The organism is Streptomyces sp. NPDC102462, from assembly GCF_044765425.1.
Taxonomy (GTDB): domain Bacteria; phylum Actinomycetota; class Actinomycetes; order Streptomycetales; family Streptomycetaceae; genus Streptomyces.
In genome coordinates this window covers 118,215-132,115 of record NZ_JBIWKB010000012.1, presented here as the reverse complement: position 1 = coordinate 132,115, position 13,901 = coordinate 118,215, and the positions used below count along the sequence as shown (strand labels likewise).

The following is a 13,901-nucleotide window of genomic DNA, read 5'->3' as shown; positions in this document are numbered from 1 at the left end:
CCTCCTGTCAGGTCAGATCTGTCCAGTCGCTGAGACACCCACCCTAGTCCGGGAGCCGACGTTTTCAACACCCCCGTTCGGGCCATAGCTGCGAAATCCGCAAGTCTCGATGTCATAAACAACGAATTTCATTGAAGGAGCCTTGCGGAACTGTCGAGACCTCGTGCACAGTGAGGGCGTGGCCAGTCGAAGCGCAGACCAGAGGGACTCGTCCCGCGAGCCCAGAAACGGCACCCCCCACCTGGACGCCGTCTCCCTCGCCATCATTGAGCAGCTCCAGGAGGACGGCCGTCGGCCCTACGCCGCCATCGGCAAGGCCGTGGGCCTGTCCGAGGCGGCCGTGCGCCAGCGCGTCCAGAAGCTGCTCGACCAGGGCGTGATGCAGATCGTCGCCGTCACGGACCCGCTCACCGTGGGCTTCCGCCGGCAGGCGATGGTCGGGATCAACGTCGAGGGCGATGTGGAGTCCGCGGCGGATGCGCTGACCGCCATGTCGGAAGTCGAGTACGTGGTGATGACCGCGGGCTCGTTCGACATCCTCGCCGAGATCGTCTGCGAGGACGACGACCACCTGCTGGACGTCATCAACAAACGCATCCGGGCCCTGCCCGGAGTGCGCTCCACCGAGAGCTTCGTCTACCTCAAGCTCAAGAAGCAGACCTATATGTGGGGAACCCGATAACCGTGAGCACAAAGGACCTGAGCCGCAGCGCGTACGACCACCTGTGGATGCACTTCACCCGCATGTCCTCGTACGAGGACTCCCCCGTCCCGACCATCGTCCGGGGCGAGGGCACCTACATCTACGACGACAAGGGCAAGCGCTATCTCGACGGTCTCGCGGGTCTGTTCGTGGTCCAGGCCGGTCACGGCCGCACGGAACTCGCCGAGACGGCCTTCAAGCAGGCCCAGGAGCTGGCGTTCTTCCCCGTGTGGTCCTACGCCCACCCGAAGGCCGTGGAGCTGGCCGAGCGGCTGGCCGACTACGCGCCGGGCGACCTGAACAAGGTCTTCTTCACCACCGGCGGCGGCGAGGCCGTCGAGACCGCCTGGAAGCTCGCCAAGCAGTACTTCAAGCTGACCGGCAAGCCCACCAAGCACAAGGTCATCTCCCGCGCGGTCGCCTACCACGGCACCCCGCAGGGCGCCCTGTCCATCACCGGCCTGCCGGCCCTGAAGGCCCCCTTCGAGCCGCTGGTGCCGGGCGCGCACAAGGTGCCCAACACCAACATCTACCGCGCCCCGATCTTCGGCGACGACCCGGAGGCGTTCGGCCGCTGGGCCGCCGACCAGATCGAGCAGCAGATCCTCTTCGAGGGCCCGGACACCGTCGCCGCGGTCTTCCTGGAGCCGGTGCAGAACGCCGGCGGCTGCTTCCCGCCGCCGCCCGGCTACTTCCAGCGGGTGCGCGAGATCTGCGACCAGTACGACGTGCTGCTGGTCTCCGACGAGGTCATCTGCGCCTTCGGCCGGCTCGGCACGATGTTCGCGTGCGACAAGTTCGGCTACGTACCGGACATGATCACCTGCGCCAAGGGCATGACCTCCGGCTACTCCCCGATCGGCGCCTGCATCGTCTCCGACCGCCTGGCCGAGCCGTTCTACAAGGGCGACAACACCTTCCTGCACGGCTACACCTTCGGCGGCCACCCGGTCTCCGCCGCGGTGGGCCTCGCCAACCTCGACCTGTTCGAGCGTGAGGGCCTCAACCAGCACGTGCTGGACAACGAGCCCGCGTTCCTGGCCACCCTGCAGAAGCTGCACGACCTGCCGATCGTCGGCGACGTCCGCGGCAACGGCTTCTTCTACGGCATCGAACTGGTCAAGGACAAGACCACCAAGGAGACCTTCAACGACGAGGAGACCGAGCGCGTCCTGTACGGCTTCCTCTCCAAGGCGCTCTTCGACAACGGCCTGTACTGCCGGGCCGACGACCGCGGCGACCCGGTCGTCCAGCTCGCCCCGCCGCTGATCTCCGACCAGGAGACCTTCGACGAGATCGAGCAGATCCTGCGCGCCACGCTGACGGAGGCATGGACCAAGCTCTGAGCGCCGAGCCCCGAGCCCCGGCGCGGCGGTGCGGCTCCGCCCGCTCCGCGCCGCTGATCAGCTGATCGACGGCCCCGGTGTCGCCCGTTCGAATGAAGAACGGCGGCCCGGGGCCGTGTGCTGTCCGGCCACCCCGCGGCGGCTGCCTAGCGTGCCAGTGACCGATCGGCCCGGCCTTCGTTCCCCCGGAAGGGGGACCAGGCGCCGGGAACAGCGGATCAGAACCGAGGTGTACGCCCATGGAGGCCCCGCCGGACAACGACGTGCTCTGGGCACGCTCCCTGCACTTCACCCACCACGACGGCTCACCCGCCCTCGGCGGTGTCTCGCTCGGTGTGCGGGAGGGCGAGATCATCGCCGTCAGCGGGCCGCGAGGCAGCGGCAAGACGACGCTGCTGCGCTGTCTGTCCGGGCTCCTGCCGGTCAGGCGCGGCGAGGTCTGGTTCAACAGCGCACCCGTGCACACCATGGGCCCGCTGGCCCGGGAACGGCTGCGCCGCGACCGGTTCGGCTGGATCGACCCGGTGCCGGCCCTGCTCCCGGAGCTGAACGTGTGGGAGAACACCGCCCTGCCCCTGATGCTGCGCGGCACCAGCCGCCGCCGCGCCAAGACCGCCGCCCTGGAGTGGCTGGAGCGGCTCGACGTCGGCCACAGGTCCCATCGGCATCCGCACCAGTTGCGGCAGTCCGAACGCCAGCGGGTCGCGATCGCCCGGGCGCTCGCCCCGGCCCCCACGGTGCTGTTCGCGGACGAGCCCACGGCCCCGCTGCACCGCGCCGACCGCGCCCAGGTGCTGCGTACGCTGACGACGGCCGCCCGCTCGCACGGCATCACCGTCGTCCTCGCCACCCACGACGCGGAGACCGCGGCCCTCGCCGACCGCACGGTGGCACTGCTCGACGGGCGGCGCGTGACCACCGTGCACCTGCCGCCGGTCACCGAGTCGGAAGGCCGGGCGGCGTGCTCGCTCTCCGTCTGAGCCGCGGCGCCCGTCCCGCGGTCCATCTGCGCCGCCTCCTGGTGGCGACGGCCGCGGCGGGCACGGGCTTCCTGCTGCTGAGCGCCCTCGCTCATGCCCTGGCGCACCCCGAGAACCCGACGGAGTCGGTGAACGGCCTGGCCTGGTGCGCGGTGCCGCTGGCCGCCACCGTCCACTTCGCGGTGGCGGTCGCCCGCACCGACCCGGGCACCAGGCCACGCCCCGGGCTCTCGGCCCTCGGCCTCGGACCGGGCCGGCTGATGGCGATCTCGGTCCTGACCACGGCCCTGTCCTGCACGCTGGGCTCGGCGGTGGCCCTGCTGGTCTTCCTCCATCTGCGCGGCGACCTGACGGGCATGCCCTTCGACGGGGCCGGGCGGCAGCTGCTGGCCGCGGGCGAGCCGCTGCCGTTGCCCGCCACCCTCACGCTGCTCCTGCCGGTTCCGCTGATCGCGTCGGGCACGGTGGCCCTGGCGCTGCGGCCCCGGGGCGCCCCTCCCGCGCGGCGCGCGGCATGGACGTACGGCCGCTTCGGCTCCTACGGGCGGGCGCGCTCACCCGAGGCCCTGGGGACGCACCCCGGGTTCGCCACCCGGTCGGCGGACGGCACCGTCCGAACGGCCGCCGCGACACGGGTCGTCAGTGCGGTGCCGGTCCCGCACCGGGGCGACACCTGGCAGCGGCCCGGCAGCGGGGACGAACGGCCCGCCCCGGTGGACGGCGAGTGGGACCCCGCACACCCCGACCCGGCCGCCGGCGGCCCCGCCGACCAGGCACCACCGGGTGCCGGCTGGACGCACGCCCTCACCGATCCGCGGCGCGCCCCCTCCGGCCTGCCCTGGGGCATCGCGGTCCTCGCCGTCGGCCTGAGCGTGGAGGCGTACGGCGACCGGTCCGCCGGCCCGGCCCTGCCCGGTGTGCTGATCGGCTGGGCCCTGACCGCCGTGGGTCTTGTCCTGGCCGGCCCCGGCCTCACCCATCTGTGCGGCCGGCTGCTGCAGACGGCCCGGCCGGGCGCGCTGCGGCTGCTCGCCGGGCGGGCGCTGATGGCGGAGGCCGTCCGTATCGGCCGCCCGCTCGGCGTCGTCTGCGCCGTCGTCTCCGGCGCGCTGGCCCTGACCGTGTTCTCGTCGTTCTCGTCGTTCTCGTCGTTCTCGTCGTTCTCGCAGTTCTCGTCGTTCTCCTCGGACTCCTCCGTCGTCCCCTCCTCCGGCCCGCTCACCACCCTCGGCGTCCTCCTCGTCACCGGCTGCACCGTGGCGACCCTGCTGACAGCGGCCGTGGAGGTCCGGCAGAGCCGCGCCGACACCATCGACGCCCTGGTGCGGCTCGGCGCCCCCGCGACCCTGCTGCGTGGCGCCGCGGCCCTGCGCGCGGGCGCCCTGCTCGCCCTGTTCGGACCGCTCACCGTGGCGGTGGCCGACCTGGTGGCGCTCCCGCTGCGCCGCTGAGGGATCCGCACGGCGGCACGAGGGGGCCGCGAGCGCCGATGAGTTTCCCGGCGGCCCCCGGTCTACCCCCTCGAACGGCACGCACCCGAGGGAAGAGGCCCCCATGTACCAGCAGATGATCTTCGTGAATCTCGCCACCACCGACGTCGAGGCGTCGAAGAGGTTCTTCACCGAGCTGGGGTACACGATCAACCCGCAGTTCAGTGGGGACGACTGCGCCTGCGTCGTCATCAGCGACACCATCGTCGCGATGCTGCTCGGCAAGCAGCGCTACGCCACCTTCACCTCGAAGGAGATCGTCGACTCGGCCAAGGCCAGCGAGGTGCTGCTGTGTCTGAGCGCCGAAAGCCGCGAGAAGGTCGACGAGTTGGTGGACCGGGCGATCGCGGCGGGCGGCACGGCGAGCGGCACCACCCAGGACCACGGCTTCATGTACGGCCGCGCCTTCGACGACCTCGACGGCCACACCTGGGAGGTCATGTGGATGGATCCGGCGGCGGTGCAGGGCTGACATCACGCCGGGCGGCCGGATCGAATCGGTTCCGAAGTCATTGAAACCTCCCGGGAGTTAACAAGAGTGCAAAGCCAGCGCCCGTGGGGGGCATCCGCATTGACAGTGCTTATGAACCGCTTATAGACCTGTGAGTCTCATGGGGGTGCTGAAGCGGGACTTCGTCGTTGCCTCATCACCCCCGCAAGCCCCCCGCAGATGCACTCTGTAAAGGACAAACGTGTCCATAACTCGCCGTAGCGCACGTCGTTCCGTGCGCATTCTGGGTGTTGCCTCCGCGACCGTGGCGCTCGCACTGGGCGTCACCAACTCCGCGCTCGCCTGCAACATCCGTGAGTTCTCCGCCGAAGCCAAGTGCGACGGCACCAACGGCGTCATCGTCGTCACCGACAAGGACGCCTCCGGTACGCCCGCTGTCATCACCGTGTTCCTGGAGAACAACGGTGCCGACGAGAAGCAGGTCGGTGAGCCCCAGGAGATCAAGGGCTCGCGTGAGGGCACCACCGTCACGTTCACCGAGGACTGGAAGCCCAACGCGACGTACCGGATCCACGTCAAGGCCGGCAACCAGGTGGACGAGGACATCAAGCCCGACCTCACCACCCCGTCCACGGCCTGCAAGACCGAGGACACCCCGACCCCGACGCCGCCGGAGGACACTCCGTCGCCGTCGGAGTCCGAGTCCACCCCGCCTGCCGAGTCCGAGAGCCCGACCCCGTCGGCCTCGCAGAGCACCAGCACCGCCCCGGCGGACACGTCGAGCAACGCGCCGTCCCCGGCGGCCGGTGACTCGAACCTCGCCGAGACGGGTGCGAACTCCAACACCGGTCTGATCGCCGGTCTGGCCGGAGCCTTCGTCGTCGTCGGCGGTGGCGCGGTGTTCTTCGGCATGCGCCGCCGCGGGGCGAACAGCGGTCGCTGACACCCCGGTTCGGCATGCCGCCGTGGCCCGTCCCCGCACTGCGGGGGCGGGCCACGGCCGCTCAGCCGAACGCCGTACGCTCCAGCCAGAACTCCAGCACCGCCCGCTCGCCCGCGATCTCCAACTCCGGGCTGTCCAGCGGCAGTCGGCGGTAGGAAGCGAGCAGCACCGAGGTCAGCGGGCCGCGCAGGGCCACCGTCGCCCGGGCATGGCCGCGGCTGTGCCGCACGCCGTTCTCATCGAGCCGGATCAGCCATTCGGCATCGAGCCCGGGCGGGGCGTCGGTGGCGTGCAGATGGATGCTCCGGACCGGGCCGCGCATCTCGCGCGCCGGATCGTGCGCGTTGTTGCGCTGCGCCCACTCCACCAGTTCCAGCCCCTCGTCGATCGCGTCGGCGGCGATGTCCGGCGCGACCTCGTAGGGCAGTTTGGCCGCCAGGGTGGCGTCCGCGCGGTGCACGGTGATCTCGTGTGCCATCCGGCGGGCCCAGAAGCCCGAGGAACGGTCACCGGCCCAGGCCCACACCTCGGTGTCGGGTCCGGCCTCGCGCAACGCGTCCACCGCCAGCCGGCCGCTGTCCGCGAACCACGCGTCCAGGACGGCGGGGGCGCTGCCCGGCCCCGGACCCGCGAACTCCGGGACCGCGGCGTCCGGAACCCTCTCCTGGGCCCGGCCGCCGACGAGCGCGGCGATCCAGCGCAGGGCGCCGCCGAGGTGGCACACCAGCTCCTCAAGGCGCCAGTCCGGGCAGGTCGGCACGGGCGCGGACAGATCGGCGCCGGAGGTCACCACGTTGCGCACCTGGGCGACCTGCTGGGCGATCTCGTCGACGTAACGGTCATGGGCAAGACGGGCCATGGCACTCACCCTAGGCGCACGGCCCTCAGTCCAGCACGACTGTTTCCGCCACATCGAAGACCACCCCGACCTCGGTCCCGGTCTCCGGGGCCGACCGCAGCGCGCACGCCGCCTCCAGGCGTGGCCCGTCCGCCGGCTTGAGGTGGACGGCGACATGGGTGCCCCTGAAGGTGCGGGCGGTCACCGTGCAGCGCAGCCCCTCGTCCGCCGGTCCGAGCCGCACACCGGCGGGCCGCACCAGCAGGGTGCGCCGGCCCTGCGGAGCGGGCTCGGGCACCGGCAGCTTCCCCCACGGGGTGACCGCCACGGCGCCGGTGACCTGTGCGCCGACGATGTTCTCGAAGCCGAGGAAGCGGGCCACGAACTCGTCCGCGGGCCGCTGCCACACCTCAAGGGGCGTACCGGACTGGGCGATCCGGCCGTCGCGCATCACCACCACCCGGTCGGCGAGCGCGAATGCCTCCCCCTGGTCGTGTGTGACGGCGAGCACGGTGGTGCCCAACCGGCCGAAAAGCTCCCGCAGTTCCACCACCAGCCGCTCCCGCAGCGAGCGGTCCAGCTGGCCGAGCGGCTCGTCCAGCATCAGCAGCCGCGGCCCCGGCGCCAGGGCCCGGGCCAGCGCCACCCGCTGCTGCTCGCCCCCGGAGAGCCGGTCCACGGCCCGCCGGGCGGCACCCGGCAGCCCGACCAGTTCCAGCAACTCCCGTACGCCGGAGTGCTGCCGCTCCTTCGACGCGCCGCGCATCCGCAGCCCGAACGCCACATTGCCGCCCACGTCCCGCTGCGGGAACAGCTGGTGGTCCTGGAACATCAGGCCGACCTCGCGCCGGTGCGCGGGCACGCCCGTCTGGTCCCGCCCGTCGAGCACCACCCGCCCGGAGTCCAGGGGTTGCAGCCCGGCCACCGCCCGGAGCAGCGTCGACTTGCCGCTGCCGCTGGGCCCGAGCACACACACGATCTCGTGCTCCGCCACCTCCAGGTCCACGGCGTCGAGCACGGTCCGCCCGCCGAGGCGGACGGTCGCGGACATGAGGCTCAGCAGCATCAGAACTCCCCGCTCCGGTGCGGGCGGAGCCGTTCGAGCCCCAGCAGCGCCGCCGCGCACACCACCATCAGAATCGTGGAAAGGGCCATCGCCTGACCGTAGTTGAGGTCTCCGGGCCGGCCGAGCAGCCGGGCCACGGCGACCGGCAGCGTGGGGCTGTCGGGCCGGGCGATGAACACGGTCGCGCCGAACTCCCCGAGCGACACGGCGAACGCGAACCCGGCCGCGACCAGCAGCGCCCGCCGCACCAGCGGCAGATCGACCTCCCGCCACACCCGCCAGGGCGACGCCCCGAGCACGGCCGCCGCCTCCCGCAGCCGCCCGTCGACGGCCCGCAGCACCGGCAGCATCGTGCGCACCACGAAGGGCACGCCGACCAGTGCCTGCGCGAGCGGGACGAGGATCCAGGACTGCCGCAGATCCAGCGGCGGTTCGTCGAGGGCGATCAGGAATCCGAAGCCGACGGTCACGGCCGAGACGCCGAGCGGCAGCATCAGCAGCGCGTCGAAGCCCCGGACGATCCGGTCCGCGACGGGGACGCCCCCGGTCTGGCGACGCCGGGAAGGGGGGAGCCGGGACAGCGCGGCGGCGGCCAGGGCGCCGATCAGCACCGCGATGGCGGTGGCGACGACCGCGTACCGCAGGGAGTTGCCGACCGCCGCGATCGGCGCCACCAGGAACGTGCCGCCGTCCTCGTGGGTCAGGGCCCGGTAGTAGCGCAGCCCGGGGGCGTCGAGGGAGCGCTGCACCAGCACCGCGAGCGGCAGCAGGACGAGCGCCGTGACGGTGACGAGGACCCCGGCGAGCAGCGCCCACTGCCCCGCCCCGCGCGGCCGGCGCGCCGTCAGCGAGGCGTCGACCAGGCGCAGCGCGGTCTCCCGCCGCCGTACCGTCCAGGCGTGCACGGCGAGGACCGCGCCCACCGCCGCGAACTGGACGAGGGTGAGGACCGCGGCCGTTGACAGGTCGAAGATCTGGGACGTCTGCCGGTAGATCTCCACTTCGAGCGTGGCGAAGGTGGGGCCGCCGAGGATCTGCACCACGCCGAAGGAGGTGAAGGTGAACAGGAACACCATCAGCGCGGCGGCGGCCACCGCCGGGGCAAGCGCCGGCAGGGTCACCTTGCGCCAGGCGGTCAGCGGCCCGGCACCCAGCATCCGCGCGGCCTCCTCCTGGCGCGGGTCCAGCCCGGACCACAGGCCGCCGACGGTGCGGACGACGACGGCGTAGTTGAAGAAGACATGCGCGAGCAGGATCGCCCACACCGTGGTGTCCAGCCGTACGCCCCACAGGTCGTCGAGGAGCCCGCCGCGCCCGACGAGGGCGAGGAAGGCCGTGCCGACCACGACGGTCGGCAGCACGAACGGCACGGTGACCACGGCCCGCAGCAGCCGCTTGCCGGGGAAGTCGAGGCGCGCGAAGACATACGCGCCGGGCAGCGCCACCAGCAGGGTGAGCGCCGTGGAGGCAAGCGCCTGCCAGGTGGTGAACCACAGCACGTGCCGGATGTCGGAGCGGGTCACGACGTCCGTGATCCGCCCCAACTGCCAGGCACCGTCCGGCTTCAGCCCGCGGGCGACGATGGCGGCCACCGGCCAGGCGAAGAAGACGGCGAAGAACGCGACCGGCCCGGCCATCAGCGCGAGCCGCGCCACGCTCCCCGCACGCCGCCCGTCCATGCCCGCACCGGCCGCTCCCGCGGTCCCGGTCTCCCGGTCCGTCTCGGCCGCCTCCGTGGCTTCGGCTACTTCAGTACGAGCGAGGTCCACGACTTGACCCACTGGTCACGGTTGGCGGCGATCCGGTCGGGCGCCAGAGTCTGGGGATCCTTGGCCTGCGGGCCGTACTTCACGAACTCCTGCGGCACCTTCGCGTCCGCGCGGACCGGATAGACGTACATGTTGAGCGGCATGTCCTCCTGGAACTCCTTGCTGATCAGGAAGTCGAGGAGGGCCTTGCCGCCCGCGCTGTTGCGGGCGCCGGTGAGCAGTCCGGCGTACTCGGTCTGCCGGAAGCAGGTGCCGGCGGCCACTCCGGTGGGCGCGGTGGCCGGCTTCGGGTCGGCGTAGACGACCTCGGCGGGCGGCGAGGAGGCGTAGGACACGACGAGCGGCCGGTCGCCGCCCGCCTTACGGCCGCCGGCCGAACCGGAGAACTCCTCGTCGTAGGCCTGCTCCCAGCCGTCCACCACCTTGACGCCGTTGGCCTTGAGCTTCTTCCAGTACTCCGGCCAGCCCCCGTCGCCGTACCGGGCGGCGGTGCCCAGCAGAAAGCCGAGGCCGGGCGAGGAGGTGGCGGCGTTCTCGGTGACGAGGAGGTTCTTGTACGCGGGTTCGACCAGGTCGTCGAAGGTCTGCGGCGGGGTCAGCCCGTGCCGGTCGAAGTAGGCCTTGTCGTAGTTGACGCAGATGTCGCCGGTGTCGATGGGGGTCACCCGGTGCCCGGACGTGCCGGACCGGAACTCGGGCCGCAGCCCGTCCAAGCCCCGGGCCTCGTACGGCTGGAACAGCCCGTTGTCCAGGGCCCGCGACAGCAGGGTGTTGTCGACGCCGAAGAAGACGTCGCCCTGCGGGTTGTCCTTGGTCAGGATCGCCTTGTTGACGGCCTGTCCGGCGTCGCCGTCCTTGAGGACCTTGACGGTGTAGCCCGACCGCTGCTCGAAATCCTTGAGGACGTTCTTCGAGACGGCCCATGAGTCGTGGCTGACAAGGGTGACGGTCTTGGAGTCCGCGGCGGCCCCGTCGTCGCTGGACCCGCACGCGGACAGTGTGACCAGTGCGAGCCCGGCCGCGGCGGCCACCAGGGTCTTGGTGTGCAACTGGATTCCTCCTGGGGTTGACCAGGAAGAGACGCGGCCCTGCCCGGACTTCGCGAGGGATGTCCGGGCAGGGCGCAACAGCTTGAGTGAGGACCGATCTCCCTACCCAGAATGACCTGGGCGAGGTTCGGAGGGTCTGCGGCCCGTGTGCCGCACTCTCAGCGCTGTGGCGCTCCCCTGTCGGAAATTATGAAGGTATGACGTAATGGACGCCCTCAGACTACCGTCCGGCTACCGCTCGGTGGCAGCCAGCTGACCGCAGGCGCCGTCGATCTCCTGACCGCGGGTGTCCCGGACGGTCACCGGCACCCCGTGCGCCTCGATGGCCGCCACGAAGGCCTTCTCGTCCTCGGGCCTGGACGCGGTCCACTTGGAGCCCGGCGTCGGATTGAGCGGGATCAGATTGACGTGCACGGGCCTGCCCTTGAGCAGCCGGCCGAGCCGGTCGCCGCGCCACGCCTGGTCGTTGATGTCCCGGATCAGCGCGTACTCGATGGACAGCCGGCGCCCGGACCGCGCGGCGTACTCGAAGCCGGCGTCCAGCACCTCGCGCACCTTCCACCGCGTGTTGACGGGCACGAGGGTGTCGCGCAGCTCGTCGTCGGGCGCGTGCAGGGAGATGGCGAGGCGGCACTTGAAGCCCTCGTCGGCGAACCGGTGGATGGCCGGGACGAGTCCGACGGTGGAGACGGTGATGCCGCGCTGGGACAGCCCGAGCCCGTCCGGCTCGGGATCGGTGAGGGCCCGGATGGCGCCCACGACCCGCTTGTAGTTGGCGAGCGGCTCGCCCATGCCCATGAAGACGATGTTGGACAGCCGGGCGGGGCCGCCCGGCACCTCGCCGTCCCTGAGCGAACGCATGCCGTCCACGATCTGGTGCACGATCTCGGCGGTCGACAGGTTCCGGTCCAGCCCGGCCTGCCCGGTGGCGCAGAACGGGCAGTTCATCCCGCAGCCCGCCTGCGAGCTGATGCACATGGTCACCCGGTCCGGGTAGCGCATGAGCACCGACTCGACGAGCGTCCCGTCGAACAGCCGCCACAGGGTCTTGCGGGTGGTGCCCTGGTCGGTCGACAGATGCCGTACGACCGTCATCAGCTCGGGGAACAGCGCCTCGCGCAGCCGGGCCCGCGAGGCGGCCGGGATGTCGGTCCACTGCTCCGGGTCGTGCGTGTACCGCGCGAAGTAGTGCTGCGCGAGCTGCTTCGCCCGGAACGGCTTCTCACCGATCGCGGCGACCGCCTCCTTGCGTTCGGCGGGCGACAGATCGGCAAGATGCCGCGGCGGCCGCTGAGCACCGCGCGGGGCGACAAAGGTGAGTTCTCCGGGCTTAGGCATGGCTCGACCAGTGTCGCACGAGTGGGCCGGTGACCACTTCGGTGGTGCCGGGGGACGCGCAGTGCCCGGCCCCGGAAGGGGGGCAGGGGACTGCGCGGACGGACGACGACCCGTCACCGCCCCGGCAGCGGAGGTTCACGTGGAGCCGACGAACAGGACCATCAGCAGCCACACCACGGGCGCCGTCGGCAGCAGCGAGTCGAGGCGGTCCATGATGCCGCCGTGACCGGGAAGCAGCGTCCCCATGTCCTTGATGCCCAGGTCCCGCTTGATCATGGACTCGCCGAGGTCGCCGAGGGTGGCGCTGGCCGCGACCGCGAGGCCGAGGAGCAGTCCCTGCCACCAGGCGCCGCCGTCGATCAGCAACTGCATGCACAGGGCGCCGGCGACCATCGCGAACAGCACCGCGCCGAGCAGCCCTTCGCGGGTCTTGCCGGGGCTGATCCGCGGGGCGAGCTTGTGACTGCCGAAGCGCCAGCCGACCGCGTACGCGCCGGTGTCGCTGACGACGGTGAGGATCAGGAAGGTCAGGACGCGGCGCGGACCGTCGTCGGCGTCCAGCATCATTGCCACGAACGTGGCGAGGAACGGCACGTAGAAGGCCGCGAAGACGCCCGCCGTGACGTCTCTGAGATAGCCCTCAGGCGGCTGCGTCATGCGCCACACGAGGACCGCGAGCGCGGTCAGCGCCATGGCCACCCAGGCGCCCTGGGCGCCCCGGACATAACCGGCGACGACCATCGCGGCGCCGCCGAGCGCCAGCGGGACCAGGGGTGCCCTGATGCCCTTGCGCTCCTGTAGCCGGTTGGTCAGCTCCCACAGCCCGACCACCACGGCGACCGCTATGACGCCGACGAAGACGGCCTTGACGATGAACAGGGACGCGAGGATGACCACACCGAGCCCGACGCCGACGCCTATGGCGGCACCCAGGTCCCGGCCCGCACTCTTCTTCTGCGGTGCGGGAGCGGGCTGTCGTGCGTCGGGCATGGGCTCCGGATTCTGCGGCGCCGCCCCGTGGGGCTGCGCCGACGGGGTCTCGGTGTAGTACGCACCGTCGTGGTACGCACCGCTGCGGAACGTCTCGTCGCGGGCCGGGGGGCCGCTCAGCCGAGCGGCCCCCCGGTCCCGGTCCTGGTCTCCGCCCTGCGCGGGTACGTCGTCGGGGACGATGGGCATGGGGCGAGTCTGCTGCGCGTCATGCGCATCGTACGCGGGACCCGCCGGGGCGGCCCCCCGGCCGTACCCCTGCCCGGGGCCGTGCTCGGCGGGCCCCCAGTACCCGGCTTGTGGCGGCGCCCCCCAGGAAGAGTCGTTCATCAGACCTCAAGCAGCTCCGCTTCCTTGTGCTTGAGGAGCTCGTCCACCTGGGCGACGTACTTCGCCGTGGTGTCGTCCAGCTCCTTCTCCGCACGGCGGCCCTCGTCCTCGCCGACCTCGCCGTCCTTGATCAGCTTGTCGATGGCTTCCTTGGCCTTGCGCCGCACGGAGCGGATGGAGATCTTGGCGTCCTCGGCCTTGCCCTTGGCGACCTTGATGTACTCGCGCCGGCGTTCCTCGGTGAGCTCGGGGAACACCACACGGATGATGTTGCCGTCGTTGCTGGGGTTGACCCCCAGGTCGGAGTCGCGGATCGCCTGCTCGATGTTGCGCAGCGCGCTCTTGTCGAACGGGGTGACGACCGCCATGCGCGGCTCCGGCACGGAGAACGAGGCCAGTTGGTTGATCGGCGTCGGCGCGCCGTAGTAGTCGGCCACGATCTTGTTGAACATGGCCGGGTGTGCACGGCCGGTGCGGATCGCGGCGAAGTCCTCCTTGGCGACCACGACGGCCTTCTCCATCTTCTCCTCGGCTTCGAGGAGGGTCTCTTCGATCACCACTTGCTCCTGCGTGTCTTGAGTAGGCCCGGCTGCGGTTCCTGGTCGGGG

General features: G+C 71.5%; 13 protein-coding genes and 1 riboswitch. Of the genes, 6 read left to right on the top strand and 7 right to left on the bottom strand.

Going from position 1 to position 13,901, the window contains the following annotated elements; genetic code table 11:
• The first annotated feature begins 163 nt into the window (after positions 1-163).
• The 6 genes from ACIRFL_RS13700 to ACIRFL_RS13675 all read left to right on the top strand — a co-directional run bounded on the left by ACIRFL_RS13700 (position 164) and on the right by ACIRFL_RS13675 (position 5,913).
• Positions 164-682, top strand: a complete 519-nt coding sequence (locus ACIRFL_RS13700; RefSeq protein WP_404027646.1) for an Lrp/AsnC family transcriptional regulator — start codon at positions 164-166, stop codon at positions 680-682.
• Positions 667-2,049 (top strand): aspartate aminotransferase family protein, encoded by a 1,383-nt coding sequence (locus ACIRFL_RS13695; RefSeq protein WP_404027557.1) that lies wholly within the window; start codon positions 667-669, stop codon positions 2,047-2,049. Before ACIRFL_RS13700 ends, ACIRFL_RS13695 begins: the two co-directional genes overlap by 16 nt.
• 239 nt (positions 2,050-2,288) lie before the next feature.
• On the top strand, positions 2,289-3,029 hold the full coding sequence (locus ACIRFL_RS13690) for an ABC transporter ATP-binding protein (protein ID WP_404027555.1): 741 nt from the start codon (positions 2,289-2,291) through the stop codon (positions 3,027-3,029).
• Entirely contained in the window at positions 3,011-4,480 is a 1,470-nt protein-coding gene (locus ACIRFL_RS13685) for a hypothetical protein (protein ID WP_404027553.1), read from the top strand. Before ACIRFL_RS13690 ends, ACIRFL_RS13685 begins: the two co-directional genes overlap by 19 nt.
• A gap of 103 nt (positions 4,481-4,583) precedes the next feature.
• Positions 4,584-4,991: a VOC family protein gene (locus tag ACIRFL_RS13680; RefSeq protein ID WP_404027551.1), complete on the top strand. Its 408-nt coding sequence runs from the start codon at positions 4,584-4,586 to the stop codon at positions 4,989-4,991.
• Between the two features lie 220 nt (positions 4,992-5,211).
• Positions 5,212-5,913, top strand: a complete 702-nt coding sequence (locus ACIRFL_RS13675; RefSeq protein WP_404027549.1) for an LAETG motif-containing sortase-dependent surface protein — start codon at positions 5,212-5,214, stop codon at positions 5,911-5,913.
• A 61-nt stretch (positions 5,914-5,974) separates the two neighbouring features.
• Here the strand turns inward: ACIRFL_RS13675 and ACIRFL_RS13670 are convergent, their stop codons facing one another.
• The 7 genes from ACIRFL_RS13670 to frr all read right to left on the bottom strand — a co-directional run bounded on the left by ACIRFL_RS13670 (position 5,975) and on the right by frr (position 13,850).
• Positions 5,975-6,772 (bottom strand): maleylpyruvate isomerase family mycothiol-dependent enzyme, encoded by a 798-nt coding sequence (locus ACIRFL_RS13670; RefSeq protein WP_404027547.1) that lies wholly within the window; start codon positions 6,770-6,772, stop codon positions 5,975-5,977.
• Between the two features lie 25 nt (positions 6,773-6,797).
• Positions 6,798-7,817 (bottom strand): ABC transporter ATP-binding protein, encoded by a 1,020-nt coding sequence (locus ACIRFL_RS13665; protein WP_404027544.1) that lies wholly within the window; start codon positions 7,815-7,817, stop codon positions 6,798-6,800.
• On the bottom strand, positions 7,817-9,454 hold the full coding sequence (locus ACIRFL_RS13660) for an ABC transporter permease (RefSeq protein WP_404027644.1): 1,638 nt from the start codon (positions 9,452-9,454) through the stop codon (positions 7,817-7,819). The genes ACIRFL_RS13665 and ACIRFL_RS13660 overlap by 1 nt, the downstream gene beginning before the upstream one ends.
• Before the next feature lie 107 nt (positions 9,455-9,561).
• Positions 9,562-10,635, bottom strand: a complete 1,074-nt coding sequence (locus tag ACIRFL_RS13655) for a thiamine ABC transporter substrate binding subunit (protein WP_404027542.1) — start codon at positions 10,633-10,635, stop codon at positions 9,562-9,564.
• Positions 10,636-10,716: 81 nt separating this feature from the next.
• Positions 10,717-10,824: riboswitch (TPP riboswitch) on the bottom strand.
• Between the two features lie 42 nt (positions 10,825-10,866).
• Complete coding sequence (rlmN, locus tag ACIRFL_RS13650) at positions 10,867-11,973, bottom strand: 23S rRNA (adenine(2503)-C(2))-methyltransferase RlmN (protein ID WP_404027539.1); 1,107 nt, start codon at positions 11,971-11,973, stop codon at positions 10,867-10,869.
• A 135-nt stretch (positions 11,974-12,108) separates the two neighbouring features.
• A complete protein-coding gene (locus ACIRFL_RS13645) occupies positions 12,109-13,293 on the bottom strand; it encodes a phosphatidate cytidylyltransferase (RefSeq protein WP_404027537.1) in 1,185 nt (394 codons plus the stop codon).
• Positions 13,293-13,850, bottom strand: a complete 558-nt coding sequence (gene frr, locus ACIRFL_RS13640; RefSeq protein WP_351735682.1) for a ribosome recycling factor — start codon at positions 13,848-13,850, stop codon at positions 13,293-13,295. The genes ACIRFL_RS13645 and frr overlap by 1 nt, the downstream gene beginning before the upstream one ends.
• Between the last annotated feature and the right edge of the window lie 51 nt (positions 13,851-13,901).

What these genes read in the sequence shown, in the direction of transcription:
- ACIRFL_RS13690 (WP_404027555.1), top strand. Translation starts at nt 2,289, where the DNA reads ATGGAGGCCCCGCCGGACAACGACGTGCTCTGGGCACGCTCCCTGCAC.
- ACIRFL_RS13680 (WP_404027551.1), top strand. Translation starts at nt 4,584, where the DNA reads ATGTACCAGCAGATGATCTTCGTGAATCTCGCCACCACCGACGTCGAG.
- ACIRFL_RS13670 (WP_404027547.1), bottom strand. Translation starts at nt 6,772, where the DNA reads ATGGCCCGTCTTGCCCATGACCGTTACGTCGACGAGATCGCCCAGCAG.
- ACIRFL_RS13665 (WP_404027544.1), bottom strand. Translation starts at nt 7,817, where the DNA reads ATGCTGCTGAGCCTCATGTCCGCGACCGTCCGCCTCGGCGGGCGGACC.
- ACIRFL_RS13660 (WP_404027644.1), bottom strand. Translation starts at nt 9,454, where the DNA reads ATGGCCGGGCCGGTCGCGTTCTTCGCCGTCTTCTTCGCCTGGCCGGTG.
- rlmN (WP_404027539.1), bottom strand. Translation starts at nt 11,973, where the DNA reads ATGCCTAAGCCCGGAGAACTCACCTTTGTCGCCCCGCGCGGTGCTCAG.
- ACIRFL_RS13645 (WP_404027537.1), bottom strand. Translation starts at nt 13,293, where the DNA reads ATGAACGACTCTTCCTGGGGGGCGCCGCCACAAGCCGGGTACTGGGGG.